Below are 21,754 nucleotides of genomic sequence, written 5' to 3'. Positions count from 1 at the left end.
GCGCGGACCGCCCGGCACCATGAAGGCTCTTTCAACAACTTCCTCGAAAGACCTCTCATGACCAACGTCCGCGCTGCCTTCCTCGCCGTCTCTGCCCTCGCCCTGCTGGGCACGGCGGCCCATGCCGAAACCTACGAGGGCGTGACCGCGCCCGTCTCCGCGATGAGCCGCGACGGCGTGCGCGCCGAAGCGCGCGCCGCGGCCGCCGCGCCCGACCAGAACGTGACCCGCGGCTCGCGCGGCCCCGAGACCGTGGCCGTGTCCCAACCGCGCGCCCGCGTGGTGGCCGAGGCCATCCGCACTGCGGCGGCGCCGGACCAGAACGTGAGCTCGGGCTCGCGCGTGAACAGCACCGTGATCTCCACGCTGCCCAACCCGGTCGACGTGCGCGCCCAGTCGGCCGCCGGCTCGCGCCTCTGAGCGCCCTGCCGCACCTGTCCGAGCCACTCCAGGAGCCCTCCTCATGAAGTTCCGTCCTCGCATCGCCCGTGGCCTTCTGGGCCTCTTCGGCGGCACGCTGCTGCTGGGTTCGCTCACCGCCTGCGCCGGCCGCCACGGCTGGCACGAGGCCGGGGCCGACAGCGGCGCCATGCGCGCCCACATGGTCGAGCGCATCGGCCGCAAGCTGGACCTGGACACCGACCAGCGCCAGCGTCTCGACACCCTCGCGGCCAAGCTGCAGAGCCAGCGCCAGGCCATGCGCGGCGACACCACCGATGCGCGTGCACCGTGGCGCGCCCTGTTCGCCGGTCCCACCTTCGACCAGGCCGCCGCGACGCGCCTGGTCGAGGAGAAGACCGCCGCCGTGCGCAGCGGCAGCCCGGAGGTGATCGCCGCGCTGGCCGACTTCTACGACCACCTGCGCCCCGCGCAGCAGCAGCAGGTGCGCGACTTCATCGAGCAGCGCGGTGGCCGCTGGTCGCGCCATGGCTGAGGTCCTGCTGGGCCGGCAGGCAGACTGGCCGGCAGCGGACGCCGGCCCTGGCCATACCTCGGGCGAACACCCGGGCCCGGCTCCGCGCGCCGAAGCCCGCGCTATGGGCGAGGCCGAATCGATGACGGGTCGCCGCGATCCTTCCCATCGGGCCGTCCCCACGGCGGATGCCGGCGCCGCCCAAGGCGGTGTGCGTCTGCTGCTTCGTGCCGAGGGCGCCGCGCTGCTGCTGTTCGCCGTGCTGGCCTATGCCCATTTGGCGCCCGGCCAGTGGGGCCGATTCGCCGCGCTTCTGCTGCTGCCCGACCTGGCGATGCTGGGCTACCTGGCCGGCCCGGCCATCGGTGCGCGCGCCTACAACGCGGCCCACAGCGTGGTCGGCCCGGTGCTGCTGGCAGCGGCCGGCTTCGCGCTGCCTGCGCAGGCGGCCATGCTCTGGCCGCTGTCGGCGATCTGGCTGGCGCACATCGGCCTCGACCGCCTGCTCGGCTACGGCCTCAAGTACACCCGCGGCTTCGGCCACACGCACCTGGGTCGCCTCGGCCCGCGCGATCCATGGTGATGGCCACCCGCACAGCGCACGCGACGGCGTTGCGCGCCACGCCCCTCGGCACAATCCCGTGATGTCCACCGACGCGCCCCGCATCCTGCTGATCGACGACGACGTGCACCTCGGGCCGCCGCTGGCGAGCTACTTCGCCCGCTTTGGCTGCACGCTCGACTGCGCGCTGCGGCCCAGCGAAGGGCTGGCCAAGCTGCGTGCCCACAGCTACGACGCCGCCATCCTCGACGTCATGCTGCCCGAGATGGACGGCTTCGCCCTGTGCCGGCAGATCCGCGCGGACAGCGACATCCCCATCGTCATGCTCACCGCCCGCGGCGACGTGATGGACCGTGTGGTCGGCCTGGAACTGGGCGCCGACGACTACCTGCCCAAGCCCTTCGAGCCGCGCGAGCTGGTGGCGCGTGTGCAGACCATCCTGCGCCGGCAGCGCGTGCGCCCCGCCGCAGCACCCGCGTCTGCGCAGCGCCATGATTTCGATGGCCTGGCCATCGACCTCGACCGCCGCGAGGTTCTGCGCCACGGCGAGCGGCTGGAGCTGACCGGCACAGAATTCGAGCTGCTGGCCCTTCTCGCCTCCGAGCCCGGCAAGGTCTTCAGCCGCGACGACATCCTCAACCGGCTGCGCGGCCACGAGGCCGACCTCTTCACCCGCGCGGTGGACATCGTCGTCAGCCGCCTGCGCCGCAAGCTGGAGCCGCTGGACTGCATCAAGACGCTGCGCAACGCTGGCTACACCCTGGCCGTCGGCCGTGTGGTCGAGGAGGCGGGTTCGACCCCGGCCCGCTACCCCGTCCGCCCTGAGCCTGGCGAAGGGCAGAACGGCGCGCAAGCCACCGCTGACCGGCCGCCCGGCGCTGGCTCATGATCGCCCACCGTCACGCGCCGGCCGATCCCGCCTGCGACGGCTTCGTGCCGCGCTTCCAGCGCCGCCGCCGCTGGCGCCAGCGCTGGAGCCATTCGCTGCGCCTGCGGCTGGTCACGCTCTTCGTGGTGCTGGCGCTGGCCATGACCGTCGTCTTCCTGGGCGGCTTCCGCGCGGCCTTCGGCAGCACGGGCTGGCGCGCCGTGGCCCAGCCGCTGCTCAGCGACTACATGGGGCGCGTGGTCGACGAGATCGGCAGCCCGCCCAGCATCGAGAAGGCGCGCGAGCTGGCCGCGCGGCTGCCCATCTCGCTGCGCATCAGCGGGCCGGTGGTCAACTGGGCGTCCGACCCCGACGACGAACGTCATCGCCGGCGCGACTGGCTCACCCCGCGCGTGCCCACCGCGCCCGGCGAAGACCCCTGGTACGTGCGCCGCACCGCCGACGGGCACCGCATCACCTTCGGCTGGAGCCCGCGGCTGATGCAGCAGGCCAACGACGGCTTCGACGGGGTGATGGTGGCGCTGGTCGTCGGCCTCATCCTGCTGGCCTATGGCTTGGTCCACAAGCTGCTGCGGCCGCTGGAGGACATCCGCGCCGGTGCCGAGCGCTTCGGTCGTGGCGACTTCTCGCGGCCCATTCCGCTGCGCCGCCGCGACGAGCTGGGCGAACTGGCGCAGCACATCAACACCGTGGCCGAGGACATCAAGCGCATGCTCGATGCCAAGCGCGCCCTGCTGCTGGCGGTGAGCCACGAGCTGCGCTCGCCGCTGACACGGGCCCGGCTCAATGCCGAACTGCTGCCCGAGACGCCCGACGGTGCGGCCGAACGCGCCGCGCTGCTGCGCGATCTCAACGAGATGCGCGACCTCATCAGCGACCTGCTCGAAGGCGAGCGCCTGTCCAGCCCGCATGCGGCCCTGCAGCGTGAGCCCGTCGACCTGCCGACCCTGGCCCGCGAGGTCATGCAGGAGCTGGTCGCGCGCGGCCTGCCCTTGGCCGAGGCCGTGCAGGTGGACGCCGCCTCCGACCTGCCGGCGCTGTCGCTGGACCGGGCGCGCGTCCGGCTGATGCTGCGCAACCTGCTGGCCAATGCGCTGCATCACGGCGCCGGGCCGCAGCCGCCGCGCCTGTCGCTTCACCGCGCGCCCACTGCGCCGGATGAGCCCGACGGTGTCTGCATCGAGGTGCGCGACTTCGGCCCCGGTGTGCCCGAGGACCAGCTCGAACGCCTGGCCGAGCCCTTCTACCGCCCCGACAGCGCGCGCGCGCGGGGCGCGGGCGGCGGGGGCGTGGGCCTGGGCATGTACCTGTGCCGGCTGGTGGCGCAGGCCCACGGTGGCCGGCTCGACCTGCGGCTGGCGAAGCCAGGACTGGCGGTGACGGCGCTGCTGCGCTGAGCCGCTGATGCGCTGACGGGAGCGCCAGCGCACCCGCCAGTGCGCCGCCTGCGTCCCGTCGTCGGCCGTGCGTGTTCCGCCGTGTGCCGCGTCGCGCATCGGCGCGTGGTGCGCAGGCCTGCCGGTGCTGTCGCCTGCGCAACCAGCCGCCGCACGGCCCCTGGCTAGCATGCCCGCGACCGCCCCCTCGGACCCGAAGACATCGCACCAGGAGACAACCGAATGACCGCCACCCCCGCTGCCACCGCCAACCGCCAGTTCCGCCTCGCCCGCCGCCCCCAGGGCGCCGCCACGCGCGAGGACTTCGACTTCGTCGCCGACGGCCCCATCCCCACGCTGGAGGAAGGCGGCGTGCTGGTGCGCACCGAACTGCTCTCGCTCGACCCCGCCATGCGCGGCTGGATGAACGAAGGCCGCAGCTACATCCCGCCCGTGGGCATCGGCGAGGTGATGCGCGCCGGCGGCATCGGCCGCGTCGTGGCCTCGCGCAACCCCGGCTTCGCCGAGGGGGACGCCGTGTCGGGCCTGCTCGGCATCCAGGACTTCGCCGCCTTCGGCCACGCGCAGATCCAGCGCGGCGACGTCCGCCGCATCGACCTCGCTGCCGGCACGCCCGGCCAGTGGCTCAACGTGCTGGGCATGCCCGGCATGACGGCCTACTTCGGCCTGCTGGACGTGGGCCTGGCCAAGGCCGGCGACACGGTCGTCGTCTCGGGTGCCGCCGGTGCCGTGGGCCAGACCGTCGGCCAGCTGGCGAAGATCAAGGGTTGCCGCACCGTCGGCATCGCCGGCGGCCCCGCCAAGTGCGACTGGGTGGTGAAGGAGTTGGGCTTCGACGCCTGCATCGACTACAAGGCCAGCCCGCAGGCGGTGCGCGAAGGCCTCAAGCAGCATGCGCCGCGCGGGGTGGACGTGTACTTCGACAACGTCGGCGGCGACATCCTCGACACCGTGCTCGCCAAGCTGGCACCCAAGGCTCGCATCGTCATCTGCGGCGCCATCAGCCAGTACAACAACGCCAACAGCGCGCCCACCGCCGGCCCGCGCAACTACCTCAGCCTGCTGGTCAACCGCGCCCGCATGGAAGGCATGGTGGTGTTCGACTATGCCGATCGCTACCCCCAGGCCATCGCCGAGCTGTCGGGCTACCTGAAGGACGGCCGCATGAAGAGCCGCGAGGACGTGGTCGACGGGCTGGAGCACTTCCCGGAAGCGCTGGCCAAGCTCTTCTCGGGCGGCAACTTCGGCAAGCTGGTGCTCAAGGTGGCCTGACACCGGCGGGCCGTGCGTCCGCGTTACGCTGCAGGCCCCTTCCGTCCTTGCCCCAGGAGCACCTTTTGCCCATGAAGCCTGCGTCGCCCATCGCCGCCGTCCTGCTTGCCGCCTGCGCCGCCACCGCCCATGCGGCTCTGCAGGAGGACTTCCGCTGCCTGAGCTCCTCCGGGCCCCGGCCGATCTCGCTGGAGTTCCGGCAGGTCGTCGACACCAACGTCGAGTGGAGCGGTGGCTACGTGCTCTACAAGGGCTCGAAGAAGGCCATCCCCATCGTCGTCGCCAGCAGCCGCACCACCGACCGGCCCGAAGGCCGGCCCTGGGCCTTCGAGGACCGCTGGGTCGAGGTGTTCGACGGCAGGATCAACGGCGTCTACACCGTGCGCCGCCAGGGCGCCAACATCACCGACTTCACCTACACCTCGGCCAAGGACGGGCGGGTGTTCTCCTTCTCGCAGGACATCGCGCACACCGGGACGCAGTCCTGCAACTGGTGAGCGCCCCCTTCCTGCATCGGGGCGACCTGGCACAAGGCGAAGGGGCCTTTGCCGTTGTACCGTGTTCGCGTCAGAGGGCGGCTGCGGCCGATGAGGGAATCATGAGGACCTACAACGTGTACACGCATCCGACGCACGGCCTGGAGGCCGTGAAGGTCGGCTTCTCCTGGCCGGCCTTCTTCTTCGGCCTCTTCTGGATGCTGTTCAAGAAGCTCTGGCGGCGCGCCGGCCTGTGGTTCGCGGTCTATCTCGTCCTGGCGCTGATCGAGAACGTCATCGACCGCGCCCCCGAGAGCGGTACCCAGGCACTGGTCTACCTGCTGCTCAGCGCGGGGTACTTCGTGCTGTGGCTGCTGCCCGCCTTCAAGGGCAATGCCTGGCGCGACGCCGACCTGGTGCGCCGTGGCTACGACAGGCTGGCGACGCTGGAGGCCGACACGGCGGATGCGGCCGTGGCGCATGCGGCCCGGCCGGTGTGAACGAAGTGCCTCGCCGCGGCGTCCCCGGATGAAGGGCCACCGGCCCGATCACGGCGGACCCCGTGATGGGCCGCGTCAGCTGCCGCGCAGTCGCGTGGCCGTCAGCTTGTCTGAAGAGAATCGACGGCGCACCGGACGAATGAGGGGTGGTCGCGCGGGCCATGCCAGACCGCCGGCCGTACTGAAATCACTTCGACATCCTGTCCGCGACCATGAACGCCCTCCAAGTCGCCCTCCTGGCCCTCATCCAGGGGGCCGCCGAATTGCTCCCGGTTTCCAGCTCCGCGCACGTGATCGCTGCGGAGAAATTGATGGGGCTGGACCCGACCACGCCCGAGATGACGATGCTGCTCGTCATGCTCCACACCGGCACGATGTTCGCCGTCATCGCCTACTTCTGGCGCAGCTGGAAGAAGGCCTACTTCGGTTCATGGGCCTCCTTCAGGCAGAACGCGACGGCCGTGGTGCTGGCCACGATCTGCACGGGCGTCGTCGGCCTCGGGCTGCAGTTCGCCATCAAGCACTGGGTGCTGGCCTCCGATCCGCAGTTCGAGATCGAACACCTGTTCGGCAATTCGCGCCTCATGGCCGCCGCGCTGGCCGCGGCGGGCGTGCTGATCATCGCGGCGTCCTTCATCCCCGAACGGGCCGGCCGGCGCGTCGGCGGCCCCTCGGCGATGCTGATCGGCGCCGTGCAGGGGCTGTGCCTGCCCTTCCGCGGCTTCTCCCGCTCGGGCGCCACCATCTCCACCGCCATGGCGGTCGGCATCGAGCGCCGCAAGGCCGAGGAATTCAGCTTCGCCCTGGCCGTCGTGCTGACGCCTGCCGTCATCGTCAAGGAGGCGCACCGGCTGCTCACGGCCTCGGGCACCGGCCATGCGATGGCCGTCCAGGACCTCGGGCGCGTGCTGGCGCCCAGCGCCTTCGGCATGGTGCTCAGCTTCCTCGCCGGCCTGGCGGCACTGCGCTGGCTGTCGTCCTGGCTGGAGTCGGGGCGCTGGTACCTCTTCGGTGCCTATTGCCTCGTGGCCTCGGCCTTCGTGCTGTGGTTGGGGTGAGCTGAAAGCACAGGGCGCGGCGGACGGGTCAGGGGCTCAGCCCTGACCCTGGCTCGTCGGCCGCCACGCCCGCTCGAAAGGGAGGCGCCACGCATGCGGCGCGATCAGCTGGTGCACCGGCTTCGGGCCCCATGAGCCGGGCTGGTAGAGCCGCACCGGCGGCGGCGCCTCCAGCAGCGGCTGCGACACCTCCCACAGCCGCTCGATGCCCTCGGCCGTGGTGAACAGCGTGCGGTCGCCCCGCATGGCGTCGAGGATCAGCCGCTCATACGCTTCGAGCACCTCGTGCACGTAGCCGGTGTCGTTCATGGCGAACTGCAGGCTCAGCTTGTCCAGCCGCATGCCCGGGCCGGGGCGCTTGCCGTAGAACGACAGCGACATCTTCGATGCGTCCGCCAGGTCGAAGGTCAGGTGGTCCGGCCCCTGCGAGCCCACGCCGCTGCCGGCCGGGAACATGCTCTTGGGCGGCTCGCGGAAGGCGATGGAGATCACCCGCTGCCCCTCGGCCAGCCGCTTGCCGGTGCGCAGGTAGAAGGGCACGCCGGCCCAGCGCCAGTTGTCGATGTGGCACTTGAGGGCGACGAAGGTCTCGGTGTCGGAGTCCGGGTCCACGCCTTCCTCCTGCCGGTAGCCGGCGTACTGGCCGCGCACCACGTCCTGGGGCGGGATCGGCAGCATGCTGCGGAAGACCTTGTTCTTCTCCTCGCTGATGGGTGCCGGCTCCAGCGAGGTGGGCGGCTCCATGGCGACGAAGCCCAGGATCTGGAACAGGTGCGTGACCACCATGTCCTTGTAGGCGCCGGTCTGCTCGTAGAAGGCGCTGCGCTTGCCCAGGCCCAGCGTCTCGGGCACGTCGATCTGCACGTGGTTGATGAAGGTGCGGTTCCAGATCGGCTCGAACAGGCCGTTGGCGAAGCGGAAGGCCAGGATGTTCTGCGCCGCTTCCTTGCCCAGGAAGTGGTCGATGCGGAAGATCTGCTCTTCCTCGAACACCTCGTGCAGCCTGGCATTCAGGTCGCGCGCGCTGGCCAGGTCGGTGCCGAAGGGCTTTTCCATGACGATGCGTGCGCGCTCGACCAGGCCGGCCTCGCCCAGCGTGCGCACCACCGGCAGTGCGGCCTTGGGCGGCACGCTGAGGTAATGCAGGCGGCGGGATTCGGTGCCCAGTTCGGCCTCGGCCCGGGCCACGGCCTCGGCCAGCGCCGGCGCACCGGCGGACAGCGGCACGTAGTCCAGCGTGGCGGCGAAGGCCTCCCAGGCGGCCTGGTCCACCTTGCGGCTGCCGAACTCGTCCAGCGCGGCGCGGGCGAAGCGGCGGAAGCCCTCGGCGTCCTTGTCGTCCAGCGAGCAACCGACGATCCGCCAGGCGGGAATGAATCCGGCACTGCACAGGTGGAACAGGCCGGGCAGCAGCTTGCGCCGCGCCAGGTCGCCGGTGGCGCCCACCAGCACCACCACCTGGGGAAAGCGTGGGCCCACGCCGGGTTGGATCTTGGCCATGAACGATGTCCTCTCTTCTGGAATGTGCGGGTGTGACAGCGGGTGTGGGGGATGGATTGTTCTCGCCCAGGCATGTCGGGAGCCCGTGCCTGGCGTCGAATGCCCATAGCGAATTCGGTGCCAGCGGAGCCTCTCGCGCGGGCCCGGCGCACATCCGCCCCGAGATGTCCACGTCTGGCGCGACATTCTTCACGGATTGCGCCTGCGCGGCGCGCCCGGGTTCAGCGTGCGCGCGCGCCCATCACCGCGGCCGACACGATCATCGCCGCCGCCAGCGCGATGCCGCCTGTCAGCGGCCGGCCGGTGACCAGCAGCAACAGCGTGGTCGAGAGCAGCGGCGTCAGGTAGCTCAGGATGCCGATCTGCCGGGCGTCACCCGTCTTGAGCGCCCGGTCCCAGAAGAAGAAGGCTGCGCCCAGCGGACCCAGCCCGCACAGCGCCACCAGCGCCCAGTCGCGCGCCGACAGGCTGGTTGCCGGCTCCAGCAACGCATGGCAGGCCAGGGCCAGCAGCCCCGAGACCAGCCCGAAGGCGCCGATGGCCGAGGTGGGAAAGGCCGGCACTCGCTTCGTCCACAGCGAGTAGCTGGCCCAGATGAAGGCCGAGCCCAGCGCCGGTACGAAGCCCCAGGCGAAGCCGCTGGCGCCGCCCGGGCCGCGCGCACCCAGGATCGCCACCGCCGCGCCGGTAAAGCCCAGCAGCGCCGCCACCACATGCAAGGGCCTGAGCGCCGTGCCGGGCAGCAGCACCGGCGCCAGCACCACCATGCCCAGCGGCCAGAGGTAGTTGACCAGGTTGGCCTCCACCGGCGGCGCATGGCGCAGCGCGATGAACAGCAGGAAGTGGAAGCCGAAGAGCCCGTAGACGCCCAGCGCCAGCGTGCGCGGCGGCACCGCCCAGGCCCGCCGGTCGCGCAGCACCAGCGGCCAGCTCGGCAGGCTGCCGATGATCAAGGCGGCGCCGGTGAGCAGGAAGGGCGGCACATGCGCGAGTGCGGTGCCCAGCGAGGCCAGTGAGGCCCACAGCGCGATGGCGGACAGGGCATGCAGGGTGGAGGCGGAGAAAAGGCGCATCCGCCGAGCTTAGGCGGGCGCATCGTCGCGCGCCGCCGGTCTCTCGTCGCGCGACTGCGATCTGGCAAGGAGGGGGGGCCGCCTCGGGCGGTGGGCCGCTCGGGGACGAAGGCGGCGCCAGCGATCACACCTTGTCAGGCACGCTCGGGCAGCATGCGGCGAAGGGTGTTGTCGCGCAGCACATGGTGGTGCACCAGGGCCGCGGCCGTGTGGGCGCCCACCAGTGCATAGCCCACGCTGGCGCCGGCCTCGTGCACTTCCTTGATCAGGTGGGCCAGGTTGGGCGCCGGCGGCAGCGGAGAAGGCAGCGGCAGGCCGAAGAAGGCCACCGGCGTGCCCTTGGCCGCCAACGAGAGCCAGCCCAGCAGCGGCATCGCCAGCATCAGCCCGTAGAGCGCGAACTTCATCCATCGCGCCAGCTGCTCCTGCCAGGCGGCCGGTGCCGGCACGATGGCGGGGCGGGGTTGCCGGGCCACCAGCGCGAGGCGCAGGCAGGCCAGCGGCAGCACCAGCAGGCCCAGGCTGTAGTGCAGCCCGCGCAGCAGGAGGTAGGTGTCGCTGCCGCGCGGGAAGTTGTCCGAGCCCAGCATGCAGCCGTAGACGGCGACGATGAGCAGCGCCATGCCCCAGTGCAGGGCGATGGCGGAGGGTGTGTAGCGTGACTGGGAGCGTGTGGCGGTGGTCATGGCGGGCGCATCGTGGAATGAGGCCCTGATGGGCCGGGCAGCCGGTGCGACCCGCGGAGGGCGAGGCGCATCGGCCGGAACGGGCGCGATGGTCTCGCCGGGGCATTTAGGCAGTCTTAAGACGGCGCGCGGCGCTTGGTGTGCGTCAAAGGCAGGCCGCCGCAGGCGCCAGCGCGTCCGACCGGGAGGACGGTGCCCTTCAGGTACGCCAGCCGCCTTCGCGCCGCAGCGCCGCCGTGAGCGCCGACGGCGAGCGGTAGCCCGTGCGGCGCGCCGTCTCGGCCACCGCCAGGCCCTGGGCGCGCAGGTGGCGCGCCTGCGCCAGGCGCAGGGCGCGCAGCCAGGCCAGCGGGCTCAGCCCCTGCTCATCGCGGCAGCGCTGGGCGAACTGGCTCGGGCTGAGGCAGGCGCGCGCGGCCAGGTCCTCCACGCCCAGGGGCCCCTGCCAGTGGGCCGCGGCCCAGGCCGACAGCGCCGCCCAGTCGATGGGCCGGCCGCGCGGCGGCTGACGGCCGGTGGCTCTCAGCGATAGGCCGTTGCCTGGGGCCGGAGACATCCGGCCTGCTGCCCCTGCCTCGCCCGCGGCCTCCGCCGTCACCCACGCCGAGCTGGCCCGCGGGGGCTGGCCGGCCCAGGCCTCGCACAGCAGCAAGGGGGCCTGGGCCAGCGCCAGCCGGGGCGGCTGCGGCTGGGCCAGGCACAGGCCCAGGTAGTGGGCCAGCGCCGCCGCCTGCGGCCCCTGCGCGGCGCAGCCCGCATGCGGCGTCCAGCTTGCATCGCGCGTGTCCAGCACCAGGCAGCGGCTGGCGCCCGCCTCGGCCTCGAAGTCATGCCGGTCGCCGGGCGCCACGACGAAGCCCTGGCCGGCGGCCAGGCGCCGTCCCCGGCCTTCCACCTCCAGCGCCAGCACGCCCTGCAGCGCCACCAGCACCTGGAAGTGGTCATGCGCATGGCTGCCGCGCGACGGCCCGTAGTCGCGCAGCGAGAGGGCGGCGGGCGCCGGCCCGTGGCCGATCGCGGGGCGCCGGGTCATGCTGGATCAGGGAGCGACGCTGCGCAGCACCTGCGGTGCCACGCGGGCCACGCGAATGAGCGTCTGCGCGGCACCCGAGGGCTGGGAGCGGCCCTGCTCCCAGTTCTGCAGCGTGCGCACCGACACGCCCAGCAACTGCGCGAACTGCGTCTGCGACAGGCCGACGCGGGCGCGCGCATCGGCGGCGTCGGGCACCTCCACGCGCGTGACGCGTGCGGCGCGGCCGGCCTTCATGTCCTGCACGGCCTCCAACAGGTCGTTCTGGAAGGCCTGCATCTCGGCGTCAACTTTCCGTTGCGGCATCGTCGATTTCCTTTCGCAGCCGCACCAGGAATTCGGTGGGCAGGTTGTCGAAGCGGGCCTTGGTGTAGCCGACCAGCAGCCACACCTGCCCTTCGTCCAGCAGGGTGTAGGTGATGACGCGGGTGCCGCCGCGCCGCCCTGTCCCGGGCCGTGACCAGCGCACCTTGCGCAGCCCGCCCGAGCCCACGATCAGATCGCCCGCCAGCGGATTGCGGGCGATCCAGTCAATGAACGCTTCACGCTCGCCGCCGCGCCAGACCGCTTCCATCGTGCGGACGAAGGCCCGCGTTTCGCTGACCGTGAACATCGGTCGATCATACGCGAATAGCGTATAGAGGCTCTTCGCTGCTCAGCCGCGCTCGGCGGCCCAGCGCTCCCGCAGCTCCCGCTTGAGCACCTTGCCGATGGCGCTGCGCGGCAGCTCGTCGATGAAGCGCAGGCCGGCCAGGCGCTGGGTCTTGCCCAACTGCTCGTTGGCCCATTCGCGGATCGTCTCGGGCGCGGTGGTGTCGCCGGGCCGGTGGACCACGTAGGCCACGGGCGTCTCGCCCCACTGCTCCGAGGGAATGCCGATCACCGAGCAATCGGCCACCGCCGGGTGGCGGCGCAGCACGGCCTCCAGGTCGCTGGGGTAGAGGTTGAAGCCGCCGCTGATGACCATGTCCTTCTTGCGATCGAACAGCGTGAGGAAGCCGTCGGCGTCGAAGCGGCCCACGTCGCCGGTGCGGATGAAGCGCTTGCCGTCGGGCGCGAACCACTCGGCCTCGCGCGTCTTGGCGGGCTGCTTGTGGTAGCCGACCATCATGCCGGCCGAATGGCCCACCACCTCGCCGGCCTCGCCCGCGGGCACCTCGCGGCCCTCGTCGTCGATCAGGCGGATGTCGCTGCCCGGCGCCGCGCAGCCGACGGTGTGCAGCTTGTCGGGGTGGGCATGCGCCTCCAGGATGCAGGTGCCGCCGCCTTCGGTCATGCCGTAGAACTCGATCAGCCCGCCCGGCCAGCGCGCCAGCACGTCGGCCTTGAGCTCGGCGCGGAAGGGCGCGCTGGTGCAGAACTTGGCCTGGAAGCGCGACAGGTCGTGGCGGTCGAAGTCCGGGTGCGCCATCAGCCGCTGGTACTGCACCGGCACCAGCATGGTGTGCGTCACGCCTTCGCGCTCGGCGAGCTGCAGGTACTGGCCGGCGTCGAACTTGGGCATCAGCCACACGCAGCCGCCAAAGGCCAGCGTGGGGAAGAACACCACCAGCGTGGTGTTGGAGTACAGCGGGGTGGACAGCAGCGTGACCGACTCGGGGCCGTAGCCATAGACCGCACCGCGCTGGATGTGGGCCCAGCGCATGCCGTGGCCCTGCACGATGCCCTTGGGCTCGCCGGTGGTGCCCGAGGAATAGATGATGTTGAAGGGCGTGGCGGGCTGCACCTCGGCCGGCTGCGGCGTGGCGCCTTCGGGCGCCAGCCAATCGGATAGCGGCCGGGCACCGGCCACCTCGCCCTGCAACGCGATGCGCGGCGCGGCGGGTTCGCCCGCACCACCCATGGCCGCGTCGCCGACGGCGTCGACGAACACCAGGCGGGCATCGGCATCGCGCACCATGCGCGCCAGGCTGTCGGGCGCGCTGCCAGGGGCGAGCGGCGCCACCGCCACACCCGCGCGCAGGGCGCCGAGGAAGACGCAGGCGTAGTCCACCGAGGCATTGGCGCAGACGGCGATGGCATCGCCCACGCCCAGCCCGTCGCGCTGCAGGGCGGCGGCGACGCGGTCCATGCGGGCGTCGAGCGCGGCGTAGTCGAGCTGGCCGTGCGCATCGGCCAGGGCCGGGCGGCCGGGCCGTTCGCGGGCATGCGCGCGGATGAGGTCGGACACGGTGCCGAAGGCGTGGTCGGCCACGAATTGCTGGGTGGTCATGAAGCGGTCTCCTGAGTGCTGCGGCCGGCTGCGGCCGTTCTATCAGCCAGCATAGCGGCGCAGCCTTGCGCGGGCTGTCGCCTGCTTGCCCGCCAGACTGCGCGTCAGCTCCCCAGGGGCCGCAGCAGCAAGGCTACGTCGTCCTCGGTGAACAGCAGCCGGTCGCCGCTGGCGCCGCCTTCGAGCAGGCCCCGCGACAGCGCCGCCTTGCGCGCCTGCATGGCCACGATGCGTTCCTCGATGGTGCCTTCGGCGACCAGCTTGTAGACCATCACCTGCCGCTGCTGGCCGATGCGGTGGGCACGGGCGGTGGCCTGCGCCTCGACGGCGGGGTTCCACCACGGGTCGTAGTGGATGACGGTGTCGGCCTCGGGCAGGTTCAGGCCCGCGCCGCCGGCCTTCAGGCTGATGAGGAACAGCGGCACATCGCCGCGGGTGAAGCGGGCGATGGCCGCCTCGCGGTCGGTGGTCTGGCCGGTGAGCGTGGTCCAGCGCAGGCCGCGCTCGCGCAGGGCCGCCTCGATCAGCGTCAGCATGCTGGTGAACTGCGAGAACAGCAGCACGCGCCGGCCTTCCTCCAGCATCTCGGGCAGCACGTCCATCAGCCATTCGAGCTTGGCCGACTGGCGCACCTGCTGCGCCGCCGGCAGCGACTTGACCAGGCGCGGGTCGCAGCACACCTGCCGCAGCTTGAGCAGCGCATCGAGCACCTGGATCTGCGAACGCGCCAGCCCGCGCTCGGCCAGCGACTCGCGCACCTGGCGCTCGGTGGCCAGGCGGATGGTTTCGTACAGGTCGGCCTGCGGGCCTTCGAGTGTGACGGCGCTCAGGGTCTCGATCTTGTCGGGCAGCTCCTTGGCCACGTTCTGCTTGGTCCGCCGCAGCAGGAAGGGCGTGACGCGCTTGCGCAGCTGTTCGAGGCAGGCGCTGTCGCCATGCCGCTCGATGGGCGTGCGGAACACCTCGCGAAAGCGCGCCTGGCTGCCCAGGAAGCCGGGCATGAGGAAGTGGAACAGGCTCCAGAGTTCGCCCAGGTGGTTCTCCAGCGGCGTGCCCGACAGGGCCACGCGTTGGCGCGCCTCCAGGCTGGCGGCGACCTGGGCCACCTGCGAATCGGCGTTCTTGATCTGCTGCGCCTCGTCCAGCACCACCACATGCCAGGCCTGCTTCTGCCAGAAGACACGGTCGCGCGGCAGCAGCGAATAGGGCGCGATGACCAGGTCGGTGCCACCGAAGCCGCCGCGGCCATGGCGCTGCGGCCCGTGCCACACGGCCGTGCGCAGCGCGGGCGCGAAGCGCGCGGCTTCGCGCCGCCAGTTGCCCAGAAGGCTGAGTGGGGCGAGCACGAGGCAGGGCCGGTCCAGCCGGCCGTCTTCCTTTTCGCGCAGCAGGTGGGCCAGGGTCTGCAGCGTCTTGCCCAGGCCCATGTCGTCGGCCAGGATGCCGCCGAGCCGATGGCGACGCAGGAACTGCAGCCAGTCCAGGCCCTGCTGCTGGTACGGACGCAGGGCTGCCTGCAGGCCGGCCGGTGCCGGCACCGTGGGCAGCGCGGCGTCGCCGCCCAGTTGGCGCAGCAGTTCGCGCAGGCGGTCCGCGCCTTCCCACACCGCGCCGTCGCCCAGCGTGGCGCCGATGCGCAGGGCCTCCACCTGCGTCAGGCGCAGCGTCGCGGCGGCCTCCCAGTCCGGCGCGGGGCGCTCGGCCACCAGGTCCAGCAGGGCCTGCAGCCAGGGCCGCAGCGGTGCGGAAGGCAGGCGCAGCCAGCGGCCGTCGGGCTGCTCGCGCCACAGCCAGTCGGGCAGTTGGGGGCCGTCGGCGCCATGCTCGATCTGCGCCAGCAGGCCCGGCAGCCAGGGCAGCACGTTGTGGCGCTCGCCGTCGATGTCGATGCCCAGCGACAGGTCGAACCAGGGCGAGGCGGCTTGCGCGTCCACGGCCTCGCCGGCGGGTGGCGCGTCTTCCGGCGTGCCGGGCACGATGCGCAGCTCCAGCGCATGCGGCGGCTCCGCCAGGCCGCGCAGGGCGGGGTCGGGCTCGACGCGGAAGCCGGCATGGGTGAGCGCGGCCCAGCCGCTCACGGCCCAGTCCAGCCAGCGCGCGGCCGAGGCGCCATGCCAGCGGCCCAGCGCGTCCGCCGACAGGTCCAGCGCCTGCAGGCGCTGGCGCGCCCACTGCTCGGCGCCCAGGTCGCGCTGCAGCAGCACGCGGCGGCCGTCGTGCTCGGCCAGCACCTGGGCCGGGTGCTCGGGCCAGTGGCCGCGCAGGCCGCCGTAGTCGAAGTCGAGCAGCGCGACGAGCAGGCCGCGCGCCGCGCGCTCGGCTGGCGGCACCGGCCGCAGCCGCAGGCAGGGCTGGGGCTGGCCGTGCGGCCAGGGCTCGGGATGGTCGGCGCGCGCGGGCAGCGGCAGGCCCAGCCGGCGCGGCAGCAGGTCGGCCTCGGCATCGTCGAAGGCGGATTGCGGCAGCGGGCCCAGGGTGAGCAGTTGCGTCAGCTGCGCGGCCGACAGGCCGGGCGCCTCGACCGGGCCGCATTCGCCGCTGGCGCGGTCCAGGTAGAGCGGCGGCAGCACGGCGTACAGCGTGCGGCCTTCCCCCGGCTCGGCCAGCACCGCCTGCAGGGCCCAGGCCGGCGCATCGCCCAGCGTGGCCGGCGCCCAGTGCCAGCCGATGGCGCGCGGCGTGCCCCAGCGCAGTGGCGCGCCCTGCGGCCGGCCTTCGGCATCGGCCAGGAAGAGCTTGCCGGTGCGGGCCGCGGCCTGCAGCGCGGCGGGTGCCTCGGCGCCCTGCAGCAGGCCGCTGGCGGTGTGCAGGTAGAAGGCTCCGCCGAGCCGGCCGATGTGGGCCAGGCAGTCGCGGTCGGCCTCGGAGAGCCCGCCGCCGGGCAGGCCCAGCCGCACCATCGCATCGGCATCGGGCGAGCGCAGCCGGCCCCAGCCGCCGCGCTTGAGCGGCCGGGCGAGCCGCCAGGCCAGCAGCGGCCGTGCCGGCTCGCGCGGGCTGCGGCGGCTTTCCTGCAGCAGGTAGAGGGGGGGATCGCTCTCGGGCGCGGCGGGCGGTGGCGCCAGCTCGTCGAACAGGCCCAGAGAGGGCGGCAGTCCCGCGGGTGCGGCCGGCGCGGGGGGCCGCGGCGGGGAGGGCGGCTCGGCGCCGCGCACGGTGCCGCTCTGGTAGGCGGCCTTGAGCGTCAGGGCCACCGCATGCCGGCAGCGGCTGCCGGCGGCGCAACTGCAGTCGCTGCCGAAGCTGGCGATGCGGCCGTCCGCGTCCAGCTCCAGCAGCACGCTGCATTCGTGCAGCTGCCGGTCCTCGCCCTGCACCTCGCCCTCGATGCGCCATTCGCTGCGGCTGGCCGGTGCGAGCGAATGGCTGACGACCTGCTGGCGCCGGTAGGCGTCCAGGCCCCGTTGGTAGGCGGCGGCGGGCAGGTGCTGGGCGAGGGTGGCGGGGGCGATCAGGAAGGCAGCGCGCATGGGGGCCCGGAGTGTGCCCCAGATGCGTGGCGGCGCCGCTCAGGGCATGGGCATGCCACCGCGCGGCATGGCGCCTTCACCGAAGCCCATGCCCATGCCCGGTCCCGGGCGTGGCGCGCCGCAGCCTGCCTCCGCGTCGGGGCGCGGCATCGGCGGGCCGCCGGCGGGGCGCATCGTGCACTGGGCATGGGCCTGCGGTGGCGGGGGTGGCGGCAGCATGATGCAGCCGGAAAGTCCGGCGACGAGCAGGGCGGCCCCTGCGGCGGCGAGTGGTCGGAATGAAGCCATGTCTTGCGTCCCTTCTGGGTGTGTCGAGGAAGACATCAGTGTTGGCGCCGACCTGGGAGGCATTGCGCAGCGGGGTGGCAAAGTGCACATTCCGCCGCAGACCGACGCGCGCCCGCCACACTCGCGGGCACGGGACGCGCGGCCGCTCAGCCGCGGGGTGCGGCCGGCGCTGGAGGCGGCTCGAAGGAGAAGCCCACGCCGTAGACCGAACGGATCCACTCGTGCTCGGGCGCCGCCTGCGACAGCTTGCGCCGCAGGTTCTTCACATGGCTGTCGATGGCGCGCTCGGTGACGTCGACATCGTCTTCATAGGCCAACTCCAGCAGCCGTGCGCGCGAGAAGATGCGCCCCGGCTGCCGGGCCAGCACGCGCAGCAGCGAGAACTCGCGCCGCGTGAGGTTGAGCGGCTGCCCGCCCAGGGAGGCATGCCAGCAGCTCTCGTCCAGCTCCATGCCATGCGCGGCGGCGGCCACCTCCTGCGGTGCGCGCGTGCGGCGCAGCACCGCGGCCACGCGCGCCACCACCTCGCGCGGGGAGAAGGGCTTGCACACGTAGTCGTCGGCACCGTGGGCCAGGCCCAGCAGGCGGTCGACCTCTTCTGTGCGGGCCGTGAGCATGATCACCGGGTGCTGCGTGTGCACCCGCGCCTGCTGCAGCACGGACAGGCCGTCCAGGCCCGGCAGCATCACGTCCAGCAGCGTGAGGTCGGGCGGGGTCTCCAGCATGTGGCGCAGCGCCTCGCGGCCGTCGGCCACATGGTCGGTCTGGTGGCCCTCGCGGCGCAGGTAGTCGCGCAGCACGTCGGCGATGTCGGCTTCGTCTTCGACGATGAGGATGCGGGTCATGAGGGTTCGGTATCGGAGATGGGAAGGAAGAGGGTGATGCGCAGGCCGCCGAGCGGCGATGCCCCGGCCTCGATGTCGCCGCCGTGGGCGTCGACGATGGCGCGGCAGATGGCCAGGCCCAGGCCCGAGCCGCCCAGCGCGCGGTTGCGCGAGGTCTCGGCGCGGAACAGGCGATCGAACAGGCGCGGCAACTCGTCCTCGGTCACCCCGGGGGCGCTGTCGTCCAGCTGCACGACCAGGGCCGGGCCGCCGTCCACCCGGTCGATGCGCGCCTCGATGGCCAGGCGGCCGCCCGCGTCGGTGTAGAGCAGCGTGTTCTCCAGCAGGTTGATCCACACCTGGCTGAGCTTGCGGGCCTCGCCCAGCACGCGGGGCGCCCGCTCCTCTGCCAGGCGGCCCACGCTGTCGGCCTCGACCGCGATGCCGGCCTGCGCAAAGCGGTCGCGCGTGGCGGCCAGCGCCTCCTGCAGCAGCGTGAGCGGGTAGGTGGGCGCGTGTTCGCGCAGCGTGGTGCCATGGCTGTCCATGCTGTGCCGCAGGTCGTCCACCAGTTGGGTCAGGCGCATCACCTGCCGATGCAGGCGCAGGGCCGTGCGGTCGTCGAAGCTGCGCACGCCGTCCTGGATGGCCTCGATCTCGGCCCGCATGGCCGCCAGGGGGGTGCGCAGCTCGTGCGCCACGTCGGCCAGCCAGGCGCGCCGGCCGGCTTCGGCCTTGTCCAGGCGGTCGGCCATGGTGTTGAAGGTGCGGCCGAGCAGGGCCAGTTCGTCCTGCCCCTGCACACGCACGCGCGTGCCCAGCCGGCCGCGGGCCACGGCCCGGGCCGCGTGGGTGAGGTCGTCGATGGGCGCCAGCCAGCGCCGGCCGACCAGGCCTGCGATCAGGAGCGCGGCCACGAGGCCCACCGCGCCGGCCAGCGCGATGAAGCCCGAATGCCGTGCCAGGAAGGCGCGGTCGGCTTCGTGCTCCAGGCCCTGCATGGGCGCCAGCAGCAGCTGGCCGATGATGACCGTGCCGCTGCGGATGGGCAGGTGCGCCGCCGTGGCCGGGTCCACCTTGGCGCCCACCACCAGCTTGCCGGCCGTGTCGACCACCGCCAGCCGCTTGAAGATCAGGTCGGGCGGGCCACCCTCGCCGCGGGGAAAGGGAAAGAACCAGGGCGGCGCGGTGCGCCCGCCCGGCTCCAGGGGCGAGGGCGGCTCGCGGTCCTCGCCGAAGGGCAGGGTCCAGCCGCCACCGCGCGAGGACCGGTCCCAGAAGCTGGGCGGGCGTTCGCGTGGCGCCAGCGAGGCCGGGTCCACCTCGCCGCGCTGGAGCCGGTTCCACGCCTCCTCGTTGCCGCGCAGGCGCGACCAGTTGCCATTGGCCACGTAGTGCTGCTGCAGCCGCTCGGCCAGCCAGCTCAGCCGGCGGATCTCGATCTCGGCCACGTACGGCCCCAGGCCGCTGCGCAGCGAGAGCATCGATGAAACGGCAAAGGCCACCAGCAGCGTGAGCAGCAGGGTGGCCAGGGCCAGGAAGAGTTTGCGCGTGAGCGTCAGGCGGGGCATTGGGCTGCCGCCGGCCGCGCCGGCGGCCGGAAGGGCCAGGGCAGCTCGCCGGGCGGGGGGGCGTGCTGGACGATGGGGCCGAGGGTAAACAAATCCTGGTGGCTCGGGTGCGGGGCGGCGGTGCACGGGCTCCAGCTGAGCCATGCGCCGCTGAACACGCCGACGAGGGCGGTGACCGGGCCAAGGGCGCGGTAGCCGCGGCCGGTTTGCTTCGAGGGGGACATCAGGCGTGCTCCTTCATGGATGGCACGAGGGGCAGTCGGAGCGTGGCCCCCATCGCGCCCCAGGCCGAAGGGGCGGCATAGAGGCGGCCGCGGTGGGCATCGATGGCCTGGGCGCATTCGGCCAGCGGCCGCAGTGCGGCGTCGCGCTCCGGATGCACGGCCTGCGAGAAGCCGTGCACGCGCCGGGCCAGCGTGGGCGGTTGCCGGTCTGCCGGCTCGTCCACCACCGAGACGGCGGCGGTGGTGCCTTCGGCGCGTGCGTGCACACGCAGCACGCCGCCAGCGGGCGCCAGCAGTTCGGCGGCCAGCGCCAGCAGGCGGCCCAGTGCCTGCGCCAGGCCGCCCGGCGCCATGGCGACCCACAGGGCATGGGCGGGCAACTGCCAGTCGACGGACACGCCCGGCGCCAGGCGCGGCCCGGCCGCCATGGCGGCCAGCACGGCGCGCAGGTCGGCCGTCGTGTCGGCCGCCTGCACGTTGGCAGGGAGGCTCGCGGGCGCGGTGCGCCAGGCGGTGGCGTCGGTGCGGGCTCCAGCTCTCACGGCGGCCTCCCGGTCAGAAGTTGTGGCGGATACCGAAGTCGTACCCCGTGGACGACTTGGGCAGCCCGCTGTAGCCCACGCCCACCGAGCCATAGCCGGTGGTGGCCGCCGCCGACAGGCTGCCGGTGTAGGCGCTGTCGTTGCGGTTGCTGATGCGGGCCACGGTGGCGTAGAGCGCCGTGCGCTTGGACAGGTTGTGCACGTAGCCCAGCGCCAGCTTGCGCGAGCGCGGTGCCTCGCCGTAGAGCGGCGCGAGCGCGCCTTCGTCGTAGCGCACCTGGCCGTAGGAGGCGCGGATCAGGCCCGCGCCCACCGGCATGCTGGCGCCGATCAGGTAGCCGTCGTAGTTGTTGCTGAGCGAGGTCTGCAGCGTGTCGGAGCGGTCGCGCACGTTGGAGAGCTCGCCGAAGAGCTTGACCGGCCCGAAGTCGTAGGTGGCGCCCAGGTTGCTGCGGCGCACGGTGCGGGTGAGGCTGCCGCTGTCGGTCACGGTGGTCTGTCCGGTGGCCAGGGCGATGTCGAGCGGGCCGTTGGCATAGCCGAAGCGCGCGCCGGTGTAGCGGCCCGCGTCGCTGGTGCCGGTGAGGCTGGTGCTGGTGTCCACGTTCTCGTGCGCCGCGTACTGCACGTTGCCGTAGAAGCCGCCCAGCGTGGCCGGCAGGAAGTAGCTCACCATGTTGCTGGCGCGCAGGTAGTTGGTTGCCAGGCCGGTGTCGGCCGAGCTCACCGCGCCGATGATGTTCGCGCCCGAGCCGTTGCCGCCGAAGGGGTCGAAGATCGTGTCGTTCAGCGAGTTGGCGGTGCGGTCGCGGCCGAGGCGGATCTCACCGAAGCGGCCCGACAGGCTCACCGTCGAGCGGCGCGTGAACGACAGGCTGCCGGCGCCATCGTCGGTGGACAGCGGCGCCTCCAGCCAGAAGCTGGCGGCCAGGCCGCCGCCCAGGTCCTCGACGCCCCTCAGGCCCAGGCTGCTGTTGCCGTAGCCCGAGTTGCCCAGGCTGGTGCGGCTCTGGCGCGTGGTGAGGCCGGTGGTGGCATCGGTGGCCGTGGCCGACTGGTAGGTCACGCCCGTGTCGATGGTGCCGAAGAGGGTGACAGACGATTGCGCCGATGCGGCCCCGGCGAGCGCGCCGCAGGCCAGGGCGACGAGGGTGTTCTTCATTCTTGCTCCGTTCCTTTCGAGCCACGGCCGGCCGTCGGCCGGAACCATGGGCGCCGGCAGCAGGCCGGCGCGAGCGAATGGTCGTGGGCAAAGTCGGAGGAATCT

At 72.7% G+C, this 21,754-nt stretch carries 23 protein-coding genes; 9 read left to right on the top strand and 14 right to left on the bottom strand.

The features are described from left to right. Positions 1–57: 57 nt before the first annotated feature. From L0984_RS27410 to L0984_RS27370, 9 genes are all read left to right on the top strand, one after another. A complete protein-coding gene (locus tag L0984_RS27410; protein ID WP_234197572.1) occupies positions 58–420 on the top strand; it encodes a DUF4148 domain-containing protein in 363 nt (120 codons plus the stop codon). A 43-nt stretch (positions 421–463) separates the two neighbouring features. Further along, positions 464–934 carry a Spy/CpxP family protein refolding chaperone gene (locus L0984_RS27405; RefSeq protein ID WP_234197571.1) on the top strand — a complete coding sequence of 157 codons (471 nt, stop codon included), beginning with the start codon at positions 464–466 and terminating at the stop codon, positions 932–934. Next, the gene (locus L0984_RS27400) at positions 927–1,496 is read left to right on the top strand and encodes a DUF4260 family protein (protein WP_234197570.1); all 570 of its coding nucleotides are present in this window, start codon (positions 927–929) and stop codon (positions 1,494–1,496) included. The genes L0984_RS27405 and L0984_RS27400 overlap by 8 nt, the downstream gene beginning before the upstream one ends. Before the next feature lie 61 nt (positions 1,497–1,557). After that, positions 1,558–2,364: a response regulator transcription factor gene (locus L0984_RS27395; RefSeq protein WP_234197569.1), complete on the top strand. Its 807-nt coding sequence runs from the start codon at positions 1,558–1,560 to the stop codon at positions 2,362–2,364. Next, entirely contained in the window at positions 2,361–3,761 is a 1,401-nt protein-coding gene (locus L0984_RS27390; protein WP_234197568.1) for a sensor histidine kinase, read from the top strand. Before L0984_RS27395 ends, L0984_RS27390 begins: the two co-directional genes overlap by 4 nt. Before the next feature lie 222 nt (positions 3,762–3,983). Next, on the top strand, positions 3,984–5,033 hold the full coding sequence (locus L0984_RS27385) for an NADP-dependent oxidoreductase (protein ID WP_234197567.1): 1,050 nt from the start codon (positions 3,984–3,986) through the stop codon (positions 5,031–5,033). Positions 5,034–5,104: 71 nt separating this feature from the next. Then, the gene (locus L0984_RS27380; protein ID WP_234197566.1) at positions 5,105–5,530 is read left to right on the top strand and encodes a hypothetical protein; all 426 of its coding nucleotides are present in this window, start codon (positions 5,105–5,107) and stop codon (positions 5,528–5,530) included. Positions 5,531–5,631: 101 nt separating this feature from the next. Continuing rightward, positions 5,632–6,009 (top strand): DUF2628 domain-containing protein, encoded by a 378-nt coding sequence (locus tag L0984_RS27375; protein ID WP_234197565.1) that lies wholly within the window; start codon positions 5,632–5,634, stop codon positions 6,007–6,009. 212 nt (positions 6,010–6,221) lie between these two features. After that, positions 6,222–7,067, top strand: coding sequence for an undecaprenyl-diphosphate phosphatase (locus tag L0984_RS27370; RefSeq protein WP_234197564.1), 846 nt, complete (start codon positions 6,222–6,224; stop codon positions 7,065–7,067). 36 nt (positions 7,068–7,103) lie between these two features. Here the strand turns inward: L0984_RS27370 and zwf are convergent, their stop codons facing one another. The 14 genes from zwf to L0984_RS27300 all read right to left on the bottom strand — a co-directional run bounded on the left by zwf (position 7,104) and on the right by L0984_RS27300 (position 21,649). Then, positions 7,104–8,567 carry a glucose-6-phosphate dehydrogenase gene (gene zwf / locus L0984_RS27365; RefSeq protein ID WP_234197563.1) on the bottom strand — a complete coding sequence of 488 codons (1,464 nt, stop codon included), beginning with the start codon at positions 8,565–8,567 and terminating at the stop codon, positions 7,104–7,106. Positions 8,568–8,788: 221 nt separating this feature from the next. Then, complete coding sequence (locus L0984_RS27360) at positions 8,789–9,640, bottom strand: DMT family transporter (protein WP_234197562.1); 852 nt, start codon at positions 9,638–9,640, stop codon at positions 8,789–8,791. Positions 9,641–9,774: 134 nt separating this feature from the next. Next, positions 9,775–10,326, bottom strand: a complete 552-nt coding sequence (locus L0984_RS27355; RefSeq protein ID WP_234197561.1) for a cytochrome b — start codon at positions 10,324–10,326, stop codon at positions 9,775–9,777. A gap of 199 nt (positions 10,327–10,525) precedes the next feature. After that, positions 10,526–11,359, bottom strand: coding sequence for an AraC family transcriptional regulator (locus L0984_RS27350; protein ID WP_234197560.1), 834 nt, complete (start codon positions 11,357–11,359; stop codon positions 10,526–10,528). Positions 11,360–11,365: 6 nt separating this feature from the next. Further along, a complete protein-coding gene (locus L0984_RS27345; RefSeq protein WP_234197559.1) occupies positions 11,366–11,662 on the bottom strand; it encodes a helix-turn-helix domain-containing protein in 297 nt (98 codons plus the stop codon). Further along, positions 11,643–11,969 carry a transcriptional regulator gene (locus L0984_RS27340; RefSeq protein WP_234197558.1) on the bottom strand — a complete coding sequence of 109 codons (327 nt, stop codon included), beginning with the start codon at positions 11,967–11,969 and terminating at the stop codon, positions 11,643–11,645. The genes L0984_RS27345 and L0984_RS27340 overlap by 20 nt, the downstream gene beginning before the upstream one ends. A gap of 42 nt (positions 11,970–12,011) precedes the next feature. Next, positions 12,012–13,568: a class I adenylate-forming enzyme family protein gene (locus tag L0984_RS27335; protein WP_234197556.1), complete on the bottom strand. Its 1,557-nt coding sequence runs from the start codon at positions 13,566–13,568 to the stop codon at positions 12,012–12,014. Positions 13,569–13,672: 104 nt separating this feature from the next. Beyond that, complete coding sequence (locus tag L0984_RS27330; protein WP_234197555.1) at positions 13,673–17,038, bottom strand: DEAD/DEAH box helicase; 3,366 nt, start codon at positions 17,036–17,038, stop codon at positions 13,673–13,675. Between the two features lie 39 nt (positions 17,039–17,077). Then, positions 17,078–17,326 carry a hypothetical protein gene (locus L0984_RS27325; RefSeq protein WP_234197554.1) on the bottom strand — a complete coding sequence of 83 codons (249 nt, stop codon included), beginning with the start codon at positions 17,324–17,326 and terminating at the stop codon, positions 17,078–17,080. Between the two features lie 146 nt (positions 17,327–17,472). Beyond that, positions 17,473–18,171: a response regulator gene (locus L0984_RS27320; protein ID WP_234197553.1), complete on the bottom strand. Its 699-nt coding sequence runs from the start codon at positions 18,169–18,171 to the stop codon at positions 17,473–17,475. Next, positions 18,168–19,721, bottom strand: coding sequence for an ATP-binding protein (locus L0984_RS27315; RefSeq protein ID WP_234197552.1), 1,554 nt, complete (start codon positions 19,719–19,721; stop codon positions 18,168–18,170). The genes L0984_RS27320 and L0984_RS27315 overlap by 4 nt, the downstream gene beginning before the upstream one ends. Continuing rightward, complete coding sequence (locus tag L0984_RS27310; RefSeq protein WP_234197551.1) at positions 19,709–19,945, bottom strand: hypothetical protein; 237 nt, start codon at positions 19,943–19,945, stop codon at positions 19,709–19,711. The genes L0984_RS27315 and L0984_RS27310 overlap by 13 nt, the downstream gene beginning before the upstream one ends. Beyond that, positions 19,945–20,487 (bottom strand): hypothetical protein, encoded by a 543-nt coding sequence (locus tag L0984_RS27305; RefSeq protein WP_234197550.1) that lies wholly within the window; start codon positions 20,485–20,487, stop codon positions 19,945–19,947. The genes L0984_RS27310 and L0984_RS27305 overlap by 1 nt, the downstream gene beginning before the upstream one ends. A 13-nt stretch (positions 20,488–20,500) precedes the next feature. Then, on the bottom strand, positions 20,501–21,649 hold the full coding sequence (locus L0984_RS27300) for a porin (RefSeq protein WP_234197549.1): 1,149 nt from the start codon (positions 21,647–21,649) through the stop codon (positions 20,501–20,503). Positions 21,650–21,754: the final 105 nt, after the last annotated feature.

The organism is Pseudacidovorax sp. NFM-22 (genome assembly GCF_021401245.1).
Lineage (GTDB): Bacteria > Pseudomonadota > Gammaproteobacteria > Burkholderiales > Burkholderiaceae_C > Xenophilus.
Note: the sequence above shows the minus strand (reverse complement) of the source record. Positions and strands in the feature narration are given on the sequence as shown.